Raw genomic sequence first — 14,325 nt, forward strand, 5'->3', positions numbered from 1 at the left:
AAAGATGTGATAAACACCACCATTCGCCTAGTGGGCATGTTAATTTTTGATTTATGTTGTTTTAAATTCGATTTTACATATCGAACAATTTATGTGTTGGGCTCATTATATAGTGCTAAAATAAAAGGGACTATAGCATGACTTTTACTTTAAAAACAATAATAAAGTAAAATACTCTTATGTCTGTAATTATCACTTAAACCTCTTCCATATATGTGTTTTTATCATGTAAGGTGTTATTCTTTTTAAAGTTTTTCCTGTAATTGGATGTGTCCCATAGCTTGTGAAATAGTCTAAATCACCAGTGTTGTTTTTTTCATACCATAAATTTTCTGCACCATTAATTTTAAAAAACGGGTAAGTAGAATCTGGTTTTACACGTCTAAAATTCTCTAAAATATACTGGTCTTTTGATATAGAGCGCAAATCTTCTTTTTTATCACATGAAATAAGTTCATAGTGGGTGTTATTTACCCAAATCATACAGTCTTTTTTTGTAGTATCATAACCAAAGTAACCAATTATAATTGCTATAATTGAATAGCTCATTATTTTTTTTCTATTCAAATTAAAAGATTGACTCTCTTTTTTTAAGCTGTTGTCAGTTATATCATTTGCTTCTAATATTTTTTTTTGATTATAAAATTCCGGATAATTATCATATCCTAAATATTGACATAAAGCATTAATAACTTTTGGTTGCTTGATATTGGTTTCTTCATTTTCTTTTATGGCGGAGTTGTAGTAGTTTCTCAAACTTTTTTCTCCAAAAGCTAATCCTGAATAGTCCTCTATAGTTAATGAAATATTTTTAGCGAGATGGGTTAGAGAAGGTGCCTTTATGCCTTTTTTTATTTCTTCTTTTTTTGTTTTCTCAAAGGCGAAAATAATCAACTGTGTGTGCATTTTTTTAGTTGTTTTTATCAGGAAAAAGTTAGGATTTTTTTTTCTCAAAAGTTTCCTAAACACTTCCTAGTGGTTTCCTATTCGTTTTCTAATTGTTCCTTTTATTTGCTTCAGAATTAATTTATGTCATAATCATAATATGGTTTATGGTATTGATTAATTCAATATTAGAGTTGCGAAGTAAATTGATATTAGTAATTGGGAAGTAATAATATCTAATTACTTCTGCGCTCTAAACTTCCTGAAAGAGAGACGTCTCTTCATTATTTAAATGTGTTGTTAAGCTATAAAAGTATCTAAGTTAAATCTCGGACAGCAACACTGATGTCTAATTTTTAATACTACAAAATGAATAAAATATATGTTATAATGTTTACGGTTTTCCTCAATGCGACATTTTTTTCTTGTACACCAGAAAATATAGTTGAAGATATTAATTCTACCCATGCCTGTTGTGGCGAGGATGGTGAATTAGAACCACCTCCGCCACCACCGCCAACAGAAGGCGGGAAAATAACTCAAGGCGGTAAATAACTAAAAAATAGTTACTATTTTAGAGGAATGAAATTATTTAAATATTCATTCCTCTTTTTTGTTTTTTTTATGGTTTATAAAACCAGTTTTTCTCAACAAACTAAGGATAGCACAGCTTATTATGTTGATATAATAGAACATGTAAAATCTAGTGATGATTTAGTAAAGGCCTTTCAGTTTTTTCAAAATGATTTAAAAAAAGAATTAAACAAGAACAATATTAAAAGAGTAGCCTACGATTTATTACATATATCTATAATAGAATATAAGGTAGGCTTTTATTATGAAAGTGAAGTTTCGGTAGTGAAGGCTATAGGATTAATTGATAATGAAAAAAAAGTGGATTCATATTATTTAAGACTTAAAGCTATATTATATAATCGCTTGGGGATTTTGTATAAAGAACAACGCAATACTACAAAAGCAATAGAAACCTATAAAACGTCTTTTGCTTTAGCAGAAACAGCAAGAGATAGTATGACGCTTTATAATAATATATCTAATGTATTAAAAGAGGATAAACAGTTTGAAAAAGCAGAACTAGAGCTTCTAAAAGCGTATAGCCTGTTTGATAGAGTTAATGATTCAACTGAAAAAGCGAGAGTATTAGATAATTTAGGTTTTGTGAAATTTAAATTAAACAAACCGGAAGGTTACCTATTTATGTTAGAGGGCTTGGAAATTAGGGAGTTATTGAATAATAATTATAATTTATATGCTAGTTATAGCCATTTATCCAATTATTATAAAGAAAAAAAAGATTACAATACAGCAAAGGCATTTGCATTAGAAGCATTTGATATAGCAAATACTATTAAGAGTGCGTCTTACAGAGAAGATGCGCTTAAATTAAGAGTGAATTTAAAAGATTATTCTGTTTTTGAAGCCTATTTGAGACTAAGTGATAGTATTAAATTAGCTAGGCAAACTAACTTAAATAAATTTGCTTCAATGAAATATGATTACAGTAAAAGTGAACTTAAATCTCAAAAAGAGAAAACTAAAAAACAGCAGTATCAATTTATTGTAGTACTCCTTTCTGTTATTGGATTATCCTTATTCTTTTTGTTGAAAATCAAACATAGAAAAGAAAAATTACTAGAAATCTATACTACAGAAACTCGCATTTCTAAAAAAGTACATGACGAAGTGGCTAATGATGTTTATCAGGTTATGACAAAACTACAAGGGGATATTATTGTAAAAGAAGATGTTTTGGATGATTTAGAACAGATTTATACCAAAACTAGAGATATTTCAAAAGAAAATAGTGCCATTGATGTTGCGCAAGATTTTAAAGAACTACTTACAGATTTATTATTAAGTTATAAAAGTGATCAAGTCAATGTGGTGACCAAAGGACTTTCAGTAATAGAGTGGGAAGTGCTTTCAGATATAAAAAAGACAACAGTTTATAGAATTCTTCAAGAGTTAATGACTAATATGAAAAAACATAGTGAAGCTACAATTGTAGTATTAATCTTCATTCAAAAAAATAAAAAAATAGAAATAAGTTATAAAGATAATGGTGTTGGAAGTGTACTAAAAAAACAAAATGGGTTACAAAATGTGGAAAACCGTATTCAGTCTATTAATGGAACAATTACTTTTGACTCAGAAATTAACCAAGGGTTTAAAGCCTTTTTTATAGTTTAAATTATGTTTAAAAAAGTTTTGATTTCGGATGACTTAGGAAGTATCAATCAAGGGGTATTAACCGTTTTAGATAGCTTGTCTATTACTAATGTAAAACAAGTACAATATTGCGATGACGCGTATTTAAAAATTAAAAAAGCTAGTTTGGATGGGGTGCCTTTTGATTTGGTAGTAACGGATTTATCGTTTGTAGCAGATCATAGGGAGCAAACCTATAACTCTGGAGAAGATTTGGTAAAGGCTTTAAAAAAAGACTATCCAGAAATAAAAATCATCGTTTATTCTGTAGAAGATCGTTTGCAAAAAGTAAGAGCTTTGGTTAATACATATCAAGCTAATGCTTATGTATGTAAGGGGAGACGTGGTTTAATCGAGCTTAATAAGGCCATAACGACAGTCTATAATAACGAGCAATATGTCTCTCCACAAGTGCAACAGGCACTAAGTCCAAAAACCAATTTAGAGATTGATGACTACGATATAGAATTAATCCGATTATTGTCTACTGGCTTATCTCAGAACCAGATAGCAGCACACTTAAAAGCTCAAAATTTGCTACCAAATAGTGTTAGTTCCTTAGAAAAACGTCTTAATAAGCTACGAATCCAATTTAAAGCTAGAAATGCAATACATTTAGTAACTATAGTTAAAGATTTGGGGTTATTTTAAAATAAAACACTGTTTTTACGGAAAACCGTAAAATAGAAATTAATGCATTGCTTAAAATTGCATGTTATTAGTTACTAATTTATTATAAAGGGAATTAGAGGTAGCCAGCAATGGTTACCTTTTTTTTGAGAATAGTTTTTAAAATGAATATGTTTTTTACCATAAAGTCAAGTTCTAGAATTAATAATAGCAAATTAATTAGTTTTTCTACTCAATTTGCATGCCTTACGGAAAACCGTAAGGTTTTGTTTTTTAAAGGGTTTATTTTTGGAGTTAGTAATATGTAATTATTAAAATTATATTATGTCAAACTAAATTATATAACCGATGTATAAACTCTGGCTATCCTCATTATTGCTTATCATTTTATTATGTTCATTTACTATGAATAGTAAAGTTAGACCAACAATACTAACAGGTAAAGTAATAGGTATTATGGATGGAGACACATTTAAGCTTTTGACTAAAGACGCGACAACTGTAAAAATAAGATTAGCAAACATAGATTGCCCAGAAAAAAAGCAACCTTTTTCTACAAATGCTAAGCGTTTTGTTTCGGAAGCTATTTTTAATAAAAATGTTACCGTTGAAATATTAAAAAAAGATAGATATAGACGTCTAATAGCTAATGTGTTTTATGGAGATTCTATAAATCTTAATCATCAATTGGTTAAAAACGGATTGGCATGGCATTATGTGAAATATTCTAAAGATACTCTCTTACAAAATTTAGAGGATAGTGCTAAAAAAAACAGGTTGGGCTTATGGCAAGAGCAAAATGCTATTTCACCATGGCAATGGAGAGCTAATAAAAAAGAAGCATCTAGATTAAAAAAACTAAATAAAAATAAGGATTAAATATAAACCCAAGGTAAAATGAAGTTCTTAAAAGTCCTATTACTAGTTTTAACCTTTGCTTTTGCAAATAGTGCTATAGGTCAAACGGTTTACACCACTAAAACAGGAGAGAAGTACCATATATCTAATTGTCGGTATTTAAAATATTCTAAAAAGGAATACACCTTAGAAAAAGCTTTGGCACTTGGTTTTTCTGCTTGTTCCGTTTGTAAGCCAGGAAAGGGAACAACAACAGCGAATGCAATATCAAATAAAAAACAAACTAGTACAGTAAAAAGTACTACAGCTTTACAATGTATAGGAAAAACAAAATCAGGAAAACGTTGTAAACGTCAAACCAAAAATGCTAACCAAAGATGTTATCAGCATTGAAAACAGGAGTGAAGGTGTGGTTTTACAACTTGTAGCGTAAAAATCAAGAAACTTCTAAAAGTGTTTGCTATTAAAAAAAGACTATATTTATAAAATAAAATTGAAAGTAATTAATCTTAAAATATAAAGTCATGGCTAAATCACAAGATTCAAAAAAGAACGTAAAAAAGGAAGCAGCATTGTCTCCAAAAGAGAAGAAAGCTGCCAAATTAGCTAAAAAAGCAGCTCGTAAATAACGAGTTACCTATAGTTTTATAAAAACCACTCTAATTAGAGTGGTTTTTTGTTTTAAAGCTTTTATCTTTAGTGTTATCAATAATAAATTTGTAAAAACGTTTAAAAATTATGGATATAAAATTAGCAGTACTTATTGATGGAGATAACATACCATCTGCTTATGTAAAAGAGATGATGGAAGAAATTGCTAAGTATGGTAACCCAACTATAAAGCGTATTTATGGAGATTGGACTAAGCCAAACCTGAACAAATGGAAAAGTTTGTTGTTAGAAAACGCGATTACACCAATACAACAATACGGCTATACGACGGGTAAAAATGCGACGGATTCTGCCATGATTATTGATGCTATGGACATTTTATATTCAGAAAAAGTAGATGGCTTCTGCTTGGTTTCTAGTGATAGTGATTTTACGCGCTTGGCTACGCGTTTACGTGAAGCAGGCATGAAAGTGTATGGGATTGGAGAAAAGAAGACCCCAAACCCTTTTATAGTAGCTTGTGATAAGTTTATTTATATCGAAATTCTTAAAAATGAATCGGAAGAAAGTACCTCTGAAACGACAACTAAGTCTTCAGCTCCAAAAAATAATTACGATACCATTACTGCAAAAGAAATTAAGTTTATCACATCAACCATAGACGATGTGTCAGATGATGATGGTTGGGCTTTTTTAGGTGATGTTGGAAGTTTATTACAAAAGAAACAACCTAATTTTGACTCTAGGAATTATGGTTTTCAGAAGCTAACTCCTTTAATAAAGTCTATTTCTACGTTTGAAATCGAAAGACGCGAAGCTTCTAAAGGGCGGACAAAATTGATTTATGTACGTATCAAACGCGGGAAAAAATAAACATAAGATGTTAGCATTGTAAGGGAGGCGTTATTAATTTAAAAATCTCGTAATTTCAATGCTCTATTTTTTTTAGCATTGAGCAATGCAGACAGTTTTAAAAACAGTACAGCTGTTAAATATGCATCTCCAGAAGCAGTGTGACGATCGTGCATGACAATATTATACGTGTTGCATAGTGTGTCTAAGCTATAGTGTTTTTGATCTTTGACGTATTTTGTTTTTTTGTAGAGTTGTCCTGTATCAATAACCTTGTTTTTTAACTTAGGTAAGTCCATTTGTTTTAATGCTTGGTTTATCATTGCCACATCAAAAGCAGCGTGATGCGCAACTAGTACCGCATTTTTTATATAGTCTAAAAATTGAATGATAGCCTCACGTTGTTCTATCTTGATAATGGTTCCGCTTTTTAAAATCCCATGTATTTTGACCGTGTTGGCATTAAATTGGCTTTGGATCAAATAGCGTTCAAAACTATCTGCGACATCTATAATTCCGTTTGTAATTGCAACGCAGCCAATAGATAGTATCTTATCTGTTTTTGTATTTAAACCCGTGGTCTCTGTATCGAACACTACAAATCGTGTCGTTTCTAAAAGATTGGAGGTGTACTTAAAGGTTTCCGCGTAAGCGTTATAAAAATCGGGATATATTTTACGCTTAAACCAGCCCATTATAACATTTGAGAGAGTTTATAACGTATGCTTAATAACTCTTGGATGTCTTTGATAGGTTTAAAGCAACCTTTAAGTTTTAGTTTATTGGATTTGCTTAAGTTTTTTACATCTATATAGCGTCCAGAGTCTTTGTTTTTCAAGCCTTGTTTGGTTCTAAAACGTAAAAGAATTCTGAAGGCATAGATACAAGACTCGTATAAATCTTTGTTTTGAGGTTCTAGCTCGACCAGTTTTTGATAGCGTGCAATGGTGCTATTAAACTCTTTGACATTATGAGAAAGGATTAACACACGGGCAGCATCTACAAGTGGCATAATGGCACGAAGTTTAATATCAAATTGATCCTTATGTTCTCCAGAGTCTTCCACTAGAAAATTTCGGAAAAAACTTAAAGGTGGTGGGTTTTTTAAAACATTTCGTCCCATAAAATTCAAGAAAATACTATAATTATCAATCGCTTGAAAAATACTATCCGACATTTGGCTAACCAAATTTTGATTTCCGTAAACTAGATTGTAGTCAAAAAAGATATTGCAAAGCATCAATTTATCCTCGTCAGGATGTGTGATCCAATTGGTAAATTGTGATTTCCAATCAGAAACGGATAAACACCATTTTGGATTACTAGCCATCATATTTGCTGGACATAGCTCAAAACCAACAATCGCTAGTTTATCATTTACGGATTGTGCTAATTTTAAGAAATAGGTTTTAGTTTTACTTTCTTCAATAGAATCTTCGTAGACTAAGGCATTGTCTTGATCTGTGAATAATAATTGTTCTTTTCTACCTTGACTTCCAATGGCTAACCATGCAAAAGACACGGGAGGAGCTTTTGAGGATTCGGCAATAGATAAGTCAATAACACGTTTGGTAATGGCGTCATTGATTGCAGATATGATTTTGGATATAAAACTAATTGGCATACTTTGTTTAAGATAGCCTTTAAGTAAGTTTTGCGCCTTTTCTCGTATGTATTTTAAGGATTCTGCTGAGGTTGCACGTTTAATTTCTTTAATTAAAACGGAAGGATTGTTTCCGTGGATAACAATTATATCGTGTTCTGATAAGATACCAATAAGGTCCGAGTTTGACGTGCCATCCGTAGTAATACATAAGTGAGAAATATCATACGTTAGCATCGCGATTTGTGCTTCTGCAACGGATATGTTTTCAGGAAACGTCAAGACGGGTTTAGACATAATGGTTTCCACTTGTTCTGAGATAGGGTGTAAACCTGTAGCGACTTTATTACGTAAATCTTTATCCGTTATAATTCCAATTGGTAATTTGTTTTCTGTAATAATTATGGAGCCTACTTTATTCTGGCTCATAATTAATGAGGCCTCTTTTATAGTTGTATTAATATTACAAACGATTGGATTTTTAGAGTAGTTAACCGATTGTACTTCTGTAAAAGTCGAGGCTTCTGGTTTTAAAATGGCAACATTAGCAAATAAAGTCCCTTTGTCCTCATTACTATACGGATTACGGGTATTAGTTGCAAAACTTGCAATTATAAATTGATTGGCCTTTTTATTATTAATGATAATATCTTCCAATAATTTTGAAGATATACTGTAGACAATACTCTCTTCAATGGCTTTTGCATCTAACAAATAATGGTCTTTACGGATTAGTGCTCTTAGTCCAAAAATATCACCTTCATCACATTCGTCTACCAATTTGTCTCCCCTAAAAACACCAATAGCACCATCTTTTACCACGTAAAAGGAGTCGTGTAAATCTTCGTTCTGTTTAAACAGAAACGTATCTTTTTCTAGGTATAACACTTTGACTTCTGACGCAATAGCAAATAATTGCTCATGGTTTAAAGCATTAAAAGGAGGGAAGCCTTTCAGAAAATCTAAAATACGTTCGGCAATGGTGTTTTTCATACTACTAAGTTATATAAAATAATATAAATTAGTAAGCCAAACGTATTTTGATTTTATTTAAAAGAGGTTATTTATGAGATGATTTGTTTTTCAATAAAGTGAAGGTAATATACGTTTTAATACACTGCGGGATTATCGGTTAGTGTTTTCATGTAAGCGATAATGGCTTGCTGCTCGGTTTCTGTAAGGTCTAAATTATCAAAAGGAAGGGTTTGGTGTTCTAAATCGAAACCTAAACCACCGCCACCGCCCAGGTTGTAAAAATTAAGGACTTCTTCTAAAGTTTGATAAACACCATTATGCATATAAGGACCAGTAATGTCGATATTTCTTAACGTTGGTGTTTTAAACATGCCTTTATGTAAGTCTTCTTTATATTTAAAGTAAAACCCTAAATCGGTATCATTCTCTTTATTATCGGCATTTTTAGGAACACCAATCACTTCTTTTTCAGTGTCGTTATAAAAAGGCGGGACTGTTCCGTTTGTTAATGGCATAAAATGGCATGTAGCGCATAGTGCTTTTCCCATAAACAGGTTATAACCTAGTGTTTCTTCTTCTGTGTAAGTATCGATTTCTCCTCTGATGTTTCTATCAAATTTAGAATCAAAACCGTTTAATGTAGAAATGTATGAGGATAATGCTTTGATAACATTAGTATTATTTTTTGGGACTTGCCCATAAGCGTCTTTGAATAATTTTACATAAGTTGTGTCTTGTAAAATCGCTTCAGAAAATGTGTGAACATTAGTATTAAACTCCTTATCATTTAAAAAGACAGATGAGATTTGCTCAATCATGGTTTCTGACCGACCATCCCAAAAAAAGCTTTTCTGAAAGGCGCTATTTATTAAGGTTGGTGTATTACGTTGTAGTTTATTACCATTATTATCTAAGTTAAGAACCATAGCGTCAGCATAACCTAAAGCAGGACTATGGCAGGTGACACAAGCCATACTGTTATTAGCAGAAAGTTGTGTGTCAAAAAATAATTTTTCGCCTAAAGCAATTTGTTTATCGCTAGGATTTCTGTTGGTCGTAGGTGTAAAATAGTTTAAGTTGAAGCTATTGCTTTCAAAAAATGTAGGCGCGTCAAAATTAAAAGGCTCGGTATTGGTTGGTTCCCAAATAGCAGCTGTTTTTCTAATAGAGACCCAATGGCGTGTTATGGGATTAAGATAATCTCTAGTAAATGCAAAACGATCAAACGTCTCAAAATCGGTATTGCTTTTTATAAATTGAATAGCTTTAGTGATATTGTCTTTAAAGTCCTTATCCAAAGTCGAATCCTTTTTTATAATTAAAGATTGAATAGTATGCTCATAAATAGTTTTTAAGCTATTTAGAGACACTGCGCTTTCAGAAAGTCCTAAATGGCTAACAGGTGTATCAAAACCAGATATCCCTAAGCTTACAATACGCAATAATTGTTGATGTGTAGCAATAAAAAATCGTTGTGGGGTGAGCATTCTTTTTTCCATGTTTCCTTTTAAGATGGAAAGTAATCCTTTAGTAACATAAATTTCTTGTTCGAAATCAATGATGGACGTTTCTTGCTCGTAGATGCTTTCTTCAATTTTTTGAAGACCTATTGGTTTTAGTATTTTACCAGTATCTTCTTTATAAACAGGAAGTGCAGGTCCATTAGCTCTATGTCCGACTTCGGGATTTAAATAGGAAGCAAAGGGTTCTGCTTTTTTAAAAGCTTCGCGGGCTAGTTTAAAATAATGCTTGGTGTTTTTACCAGTAAGACCTTCGGTTTTTAGACTATCTAAATACTTAGAAGCGATATCTAAATTATCGATATAGTAATTTTGAGCAACATCCCAATGGATGACGTCTATGGTTTCGGTTTTATCAGTTTTACAGGCAGAAAGACTTAATAATAAGGTAAGAATAATTACAAACGAATGGTGTGATTTCATGTTAAGATTGTGATAAACAAAATGAATCTCCGTTATATAACGGAGATTCATTATTAATAATAAAAGACGAAGTCTTATCTAGGTAATCCTTGTAATAAAACGATTTGACCACCTTGGTTGTGTGGTAAGTTTGTAGATATAAAATCGTCGCTTTTCCAGTAGTGTGGTTGTAAGTTTAGGATAAATGTGTCTGGCACACCAACTTTGTCAGAAATGTCAATTAATGCTCCAAATTCTCCTGATAAAGACGTGCTTCCAGTAGGGGATAAGTTGCTTTCGATTTTTAAATCTAAAACAGCAGTTGGATTGTTTCCGTCTAAATCTGTTTGATAGATTCTAGCGGCATGTCCTCTAGAAAAAGAGTTAGGATCTTCTTGGATATAAATATAGTTTTCTGTCACACAGATGTTATCAGGACTTTGTAAGCTAGATAAGTTTCCGTCTTGGTTATTAGTGTCGGTGTTACCGCTGACTACTTGTGTTAACTGTCCTTGTAAAGGATTGGTAGGATCTAAATTTAGTTTATAAACGGTTCCCCAATCATTATAAGTTCCTGCACCAGGACCTCTTCCTGTTACTGCAAAATAGACGTTTCTTCCATTGTCATCGCTTCCTTTTTGATAATCGACATCTTCAACACGCATAAATTGAGAAGCAAAAACACCAGTACAAGCTGTTTCCATTTCTGTTTTAGTCATTGCTGCTCCATTTTCAATTTCGACAAATTCAACATCGTAAGTCGATCCAAAATCCAAACTACTTTCGTTGTAAACCGTATTTGTAGTGACTGCTTGAACACCATTAGCACCATCAGAAATTTCTTTTAAGCGTAAAACATATATTTTACCATTCGTTAAATCTGCATCGCCATTTTCTGATAAGTACATGATGACTTGACCTTCAGATCCACTAGAATCGTCGTCTCCACCAATTATTACTGTTTTACCAGCAAATGAATTTTGAGGTAATGGTACTGCGTTTTCCCATGAGAACTCTCCTAAAGCGTCTAAACCAAAATCGGCAGTAGGTGTCGGTGTTTCTACCCAAGGATCGATTGCTTTAACATCATAAGCAATACTTTCTGATGCAGATAAAAAGATATCTTGAGTCCCTCCATGTACAGCAGCTTCCCACATCGTACCAGAACATTGTCTAGCAAAGTCGGCAACTCCGGCATTTAATAACCATTCTCCTTTAATAGGTGTCATGTTTTCGTCAAATCTAATTCTAGAGACACTATAATCGTCTTCTGCGTTAACGATATAAATATATTCGTTACCGTCTTTTAGTAAACCGGCACCATCTTGTGCGCCAACTAAACGGAATCCGTTTGGTAAATAATCTGTGGAGCTGATTAAAGAGTAAGCATTTACATTATTAAAGTTACTGCTAATGTCTACTAAAGGCTCTAATGCCGATTTGTTAGTAAATAAGCCTTCTGGGGGTGTATAATCTTGACCGTCTTGACCATCTGTACCGTTTGTTCCATCAAGTCCATCTTCGCCTTCACATCCTAAAAAGCCAAAAGCAAGACCTAGAATACATACTTGAATAAAACGTGGTTTAAATAATTTCATTTTAATTGATTGTTTTAGATGTTAATTTTTAACAAAACTACAGTCAAGAAGCTAATTGTATGTTAGCTTAAAATGAATGAAGTTTTAAGAAAACTTTACGGTAATGTTACTATGTAAACAATATGTTAAGTACTTGTTTTAGGTGTTTAATTATTTGTTTTTGAGTGTGTTGATTCTTGTTTTGTGTCTTTTTATTCTTTACGTTTTAATTAAGATTAGTTAATCCTGTGGTAACTTTTGAACTTAATTAAATCACGGAATTTGCAGAAAAAACAATGGAATTATTTTTAGTCGTATTTGGTGCTTTATTTTCGATAATGAATCCTTTAGGAACGGTACCTGTATTTGTAGGTTTAACAGAAGAACAGAGCAAAAAAGAACGATCTGTCACTGCTTTTTGGACAGCGATAGATGTGTTAGTAATTTTAGTGCTTTCGTTTTTTGCAGGACAATATATATTGTCTTTTTTTGGAATTAGTCTCAATGCTTTGAAGATAGCAGGAGGGCTGATAATTACCTCGTCTGGATTTGCTTTGTTAACAGGTAAGTTTAGAGAACATAAAGGGATGAAGCGTAAAAATGTACAGGAAGATATACATACGCGTGATGCTATTAGTTTAACGCCATTAGCCATTCCTATGTTAGCAGGACCGGGGACTATCTCTTTATTAATAACCTATAACCAAGAATTTGTTTTAACTTCTGAAATATTAATTATTGTAGGAGCTATTCTTTCGGCAACGATTTCAATTTATATTATCTTAAAAAGTGCTCATTTTATTGTTCGATTTTTAGGAGCGTCAGGGATTAATGCACTGTCTAGAATTATAGGGTTTATTGTTATAGCAATAGGTGTGGAGTATATTATATCTTCAGTTGTAGATATATTAACTACAATTAAAGGATAGCTTCAGCACGTGTTTTACGCTTTCTAGTTGATTTGATATAAGTAAATATCATAAGCGATAAAGATCCAAATACGGTGAAACCAATAAACAACGGTAATGCTGTATCTTTAACGTAGCTACCAATAAAATTAGCAATGGGTACTGCCATTATTGTTGACACAAATCCTGTAATAGCAGCTCCGATACCTGCAATATGACCAATAGGCTCCATTGCAATGGCTCTTAGATTCCCGAAAATAAAACCAATAGTAAAAAACTGTATAGCCATAAACAATAGTATCACCGGTAAAGCGGGGTTAGTGGCAGCATTCCAGAATAACAAGACATATAATAATGCATTGACACTAAAGACTATAATGGCTAAGTAAGATAAACGCCACATTCCTAAGCGCATCACAAAGCTTCCGTTTAAAAAGGTTGATAAGCCCACTCCACAAGCCAATCCTGCAAAGATGTATGGAAACTCATCTATCAAACCGTATTGGTTTTCAAAAATCACTTGAGATGCACTTAAATATACAATAAAAGCACCAGAGATAAAACCAGAAATAATAGTAAACCCGATGGTTTCTTTGTACTTTATTAGTTCTCTGACACCATCAATAAATTCATGGCTACTAAATTTTATTTTGTATTCAGGTTTAAGGGTTTCAGGTTGTCTTTTCCAAAACCAAATACTAACTATAAAAGCCATAACTAATTGGACATAAAAGATACCAGTCCAATTATAATGGTTTAATATAAATTTTCCCATTACTGGAGCAATAACAGGGACTAAAATGAAAAAAGTAGTTACAAATGACATGATTTTGGCCATGTAATCACCTTTAAACATATCTCTAATAATCGCAATTGCAATGGTTCTTGGTGCTGCTAAACCTATTCCTTGTAAGATACGACCAGCAACCATCATTTCTAAACTTTGCGACAGTACACAGACAATACTTCCTAAAGCAAATACACAAAATCCCATGTATACGATTGGTTTTCGTCCAAAACTATCCGATAAAGGTCCAAATAATAATTGCCCAAAACCTAAACCTAAAAAAATCATGGTAATCAGTAATTGATTATTACCCGTATCAAAACTATTAATAGAGATACCAATAGCTGACATGGCAGGCAAAATAGCATCTATTGCTAAAGCTACAATAGACATTAGCGACGCCATTAAAATGATAAATTCTAGTTTTACAGTCTGTTTTTCTTGCATGCTGCAAAAGTAGGTTAAAAAAGAATTATCCTTAGTTTTA

The 14,325-nt window shown here is 32.2% G+C and carries 13 protein-coding genes; 7 read left to right on the forward strand and 6 right to left on the reverse strand.

The annotated features are described in order from the left end of the window. Window positions 1–192: 192 nt before the first annotated feature. On the reverse strand, window positions 193–906 hold the full coding sequence (locus E9099_RS14620) for a hypothetical protein (RefSeq protein ID WP_136584274.1): 714 nt from the start codon (window positions 904–906) through the stop codon (window positions 193–195). 348 nt (window positions 907–1,254) lie between these two features. Here E9099_RS14620 and E9099_RS14625 point away from each other — a divergent pair, with 348 nt between their 5' ends. The 6 genes from E9099_RS14625 to E9099_RS14650 all read left to right on the forward strand — a co-directional run bounded on the left by E9099_RS14625 (window position 1,255) and on the right by E9099_RS14650 (window position 6,087). Beyond that, the gene (locus E9099_RS14625) at window positions 1,255–1,440 is read left to right on the forward strand and encodes a hypothetical protein (RefSeq protein WP_136584275.1); all 186 of its coding nucleotides are present in this window, start codon (window positions 1,255–1,257) and stop codon (window positions 1,438–1,440) included. Between the two features lie 27 nt (window positions 1,441–1,467). Then, window positions 1,468–3,096, forward strand: a complete 1,629-nt coding sequence (locus E9099_RS14630; protein ID WP_136584276.1) for a tetratricopeptide repeat-containing sensor histidine kinase — start codon at window positions 1,468–1,470, stop codon at window positions 3,094–3,096. Between the two features lie 3 nt (window positions 3,097–3,099). Continuing rightward, on the forward strand, window positions 3,100–3,765 hold the full coding sequence (locus E9099_RS14635) for a DUF5932 domain-containing protein (protein ID WP_136584277.1): 666 nt from the start codon (window positions 3,100–3,102) through the stop codon (window positions 3,763–3,765). 384 nt (window positions 3,766–4,149) lie between these two features. Then, window positions 4,150–4,623: a thermonuclease family protein gene (locus tag E9099_RS14640; protein WP_136584278.1), complete on the forward strand. Its 474-nt coding sequence runs from the start codon at window positions 4,150–4,152 to the stop codon at window positions 4,621–4,623. An 18-nt stretch (window positions 4,624–4,641) separates the two neighbouring features. Further along, window positions 4,642–4,995, forward strand: coding sequence for a hypothetical protein (locus E9099_RS14645; protein ID WP_136584279.1), 354 nt, complete (start codon window positions 4,642–4,644; stop codon window positions 4,993–4,995). 345 nt (window positions 4,996–5,340) lie between these two features. Beyond that, a complete protein-coding gene (locus tag E9099_RS14650; protein ID WP_136584280.1) occupies window positions 5,341–6,087 on the forward strand; it encodes an NYN domain-containing protein in 747 nt (248 codons plus the stop codon). Window positions 6,088–6,125: 38 nt separating this feature from the next. Here the strand turns inward: E9099_RS14650 and E9099_RS14655 are convergent, their stop codons facing one another. From E9099_RS14655 to E9099_RS14670, 4 genes are all read right to left on the reverse strand, one after another. After that, complete coding sequence (locus E9099_RS14655) at window positions 6,126–6,761, reverse strand: PolC-type DNA polymerase III (RefSeq protein WP_136584281.1); 636 nt, start codon at window positions 6,759–6,761, stop codon at window positions 6,126–6,128. Continuing rightward, entirely contained in the window at window positions 6,761–8,662 is a 1,902-nt protein-coding gene (locus tag E9099_RS14660) for a DUF294 nucleotidyltransferase-like domain-containing protein (RefSeq protein WP_136584282.1), read from the reverse strand. Before E9099_RS14660 ends, E9099_RS14655 begins: the two co-directional genes overlap by 1 nt. Window positions 8,663–8,778: 116 nt before the next feature. Beyond that, window positions 8,779–10,587 (reverse strand): cytochrome-c peroxidase, encoded by a 1,809-nt coding sequence (locus E9099_RS14665; RefSeq protein ID WP_240788907.1) that lies wholly within the window; start codon window positions 10,585–10,587, stop codon window positions 8,779–8,781. A gap of 74 nt (window positions 10,588–10,661) precedes the next feature. Continuing rightward, entirely contained in the window at window positions 10,662–12,164 is a 1,503-nt protein-coding gene (locus E9099_RS14670) for a hypothetical protein (RefSeq protein ID WP_240788908.1), read from the reverse strand. Between the two features lie 275 nt (window positions 12,165–12,439). Between E9099_RS14670 and E9099_RS14675 the strand changes: the two genes are divergently transcribed. Continuing rightward, window positions 12,440–13,072, forward strand: a complete 633-nt coding sequence (locus E9099_RS14675; RefSeq protein ID WP_136584284.1) for a MarC family NAAT transporter — start codon at window positions 12,440–12,442, stop codon at window positions 13,070–13,072. Here E9099_RS14675 and E9099_RS14680 read toward each other — a convergent pair. Further along, window positions 13,062–14,285 (reverse strand): multidrug effflux MFS transporter, encoded by a 1,224-nt coding sequence (locus E9099_RS14680; RefSeq protein WP_136584285.1) that lies wholly within the window; start codon window positions 14,283–14,285, stop codon window positions 13,062–13,064. The two genes, E9099_RS14675 and E9099_RS14680, sit on opposite strands and share 11 nt — an antisense overlap. Window positions 14,286–14,325 lie beyond the last annotated feature (40 nt).

The organism is Psychroserpens sp. NJDZ02 (genome assembly GCF_004843725.1).
GTDB lineage: Bacteria > Bacteroidota > Bacteroidia > Flavobacteriales > Flavobacteriaceae > Olleya.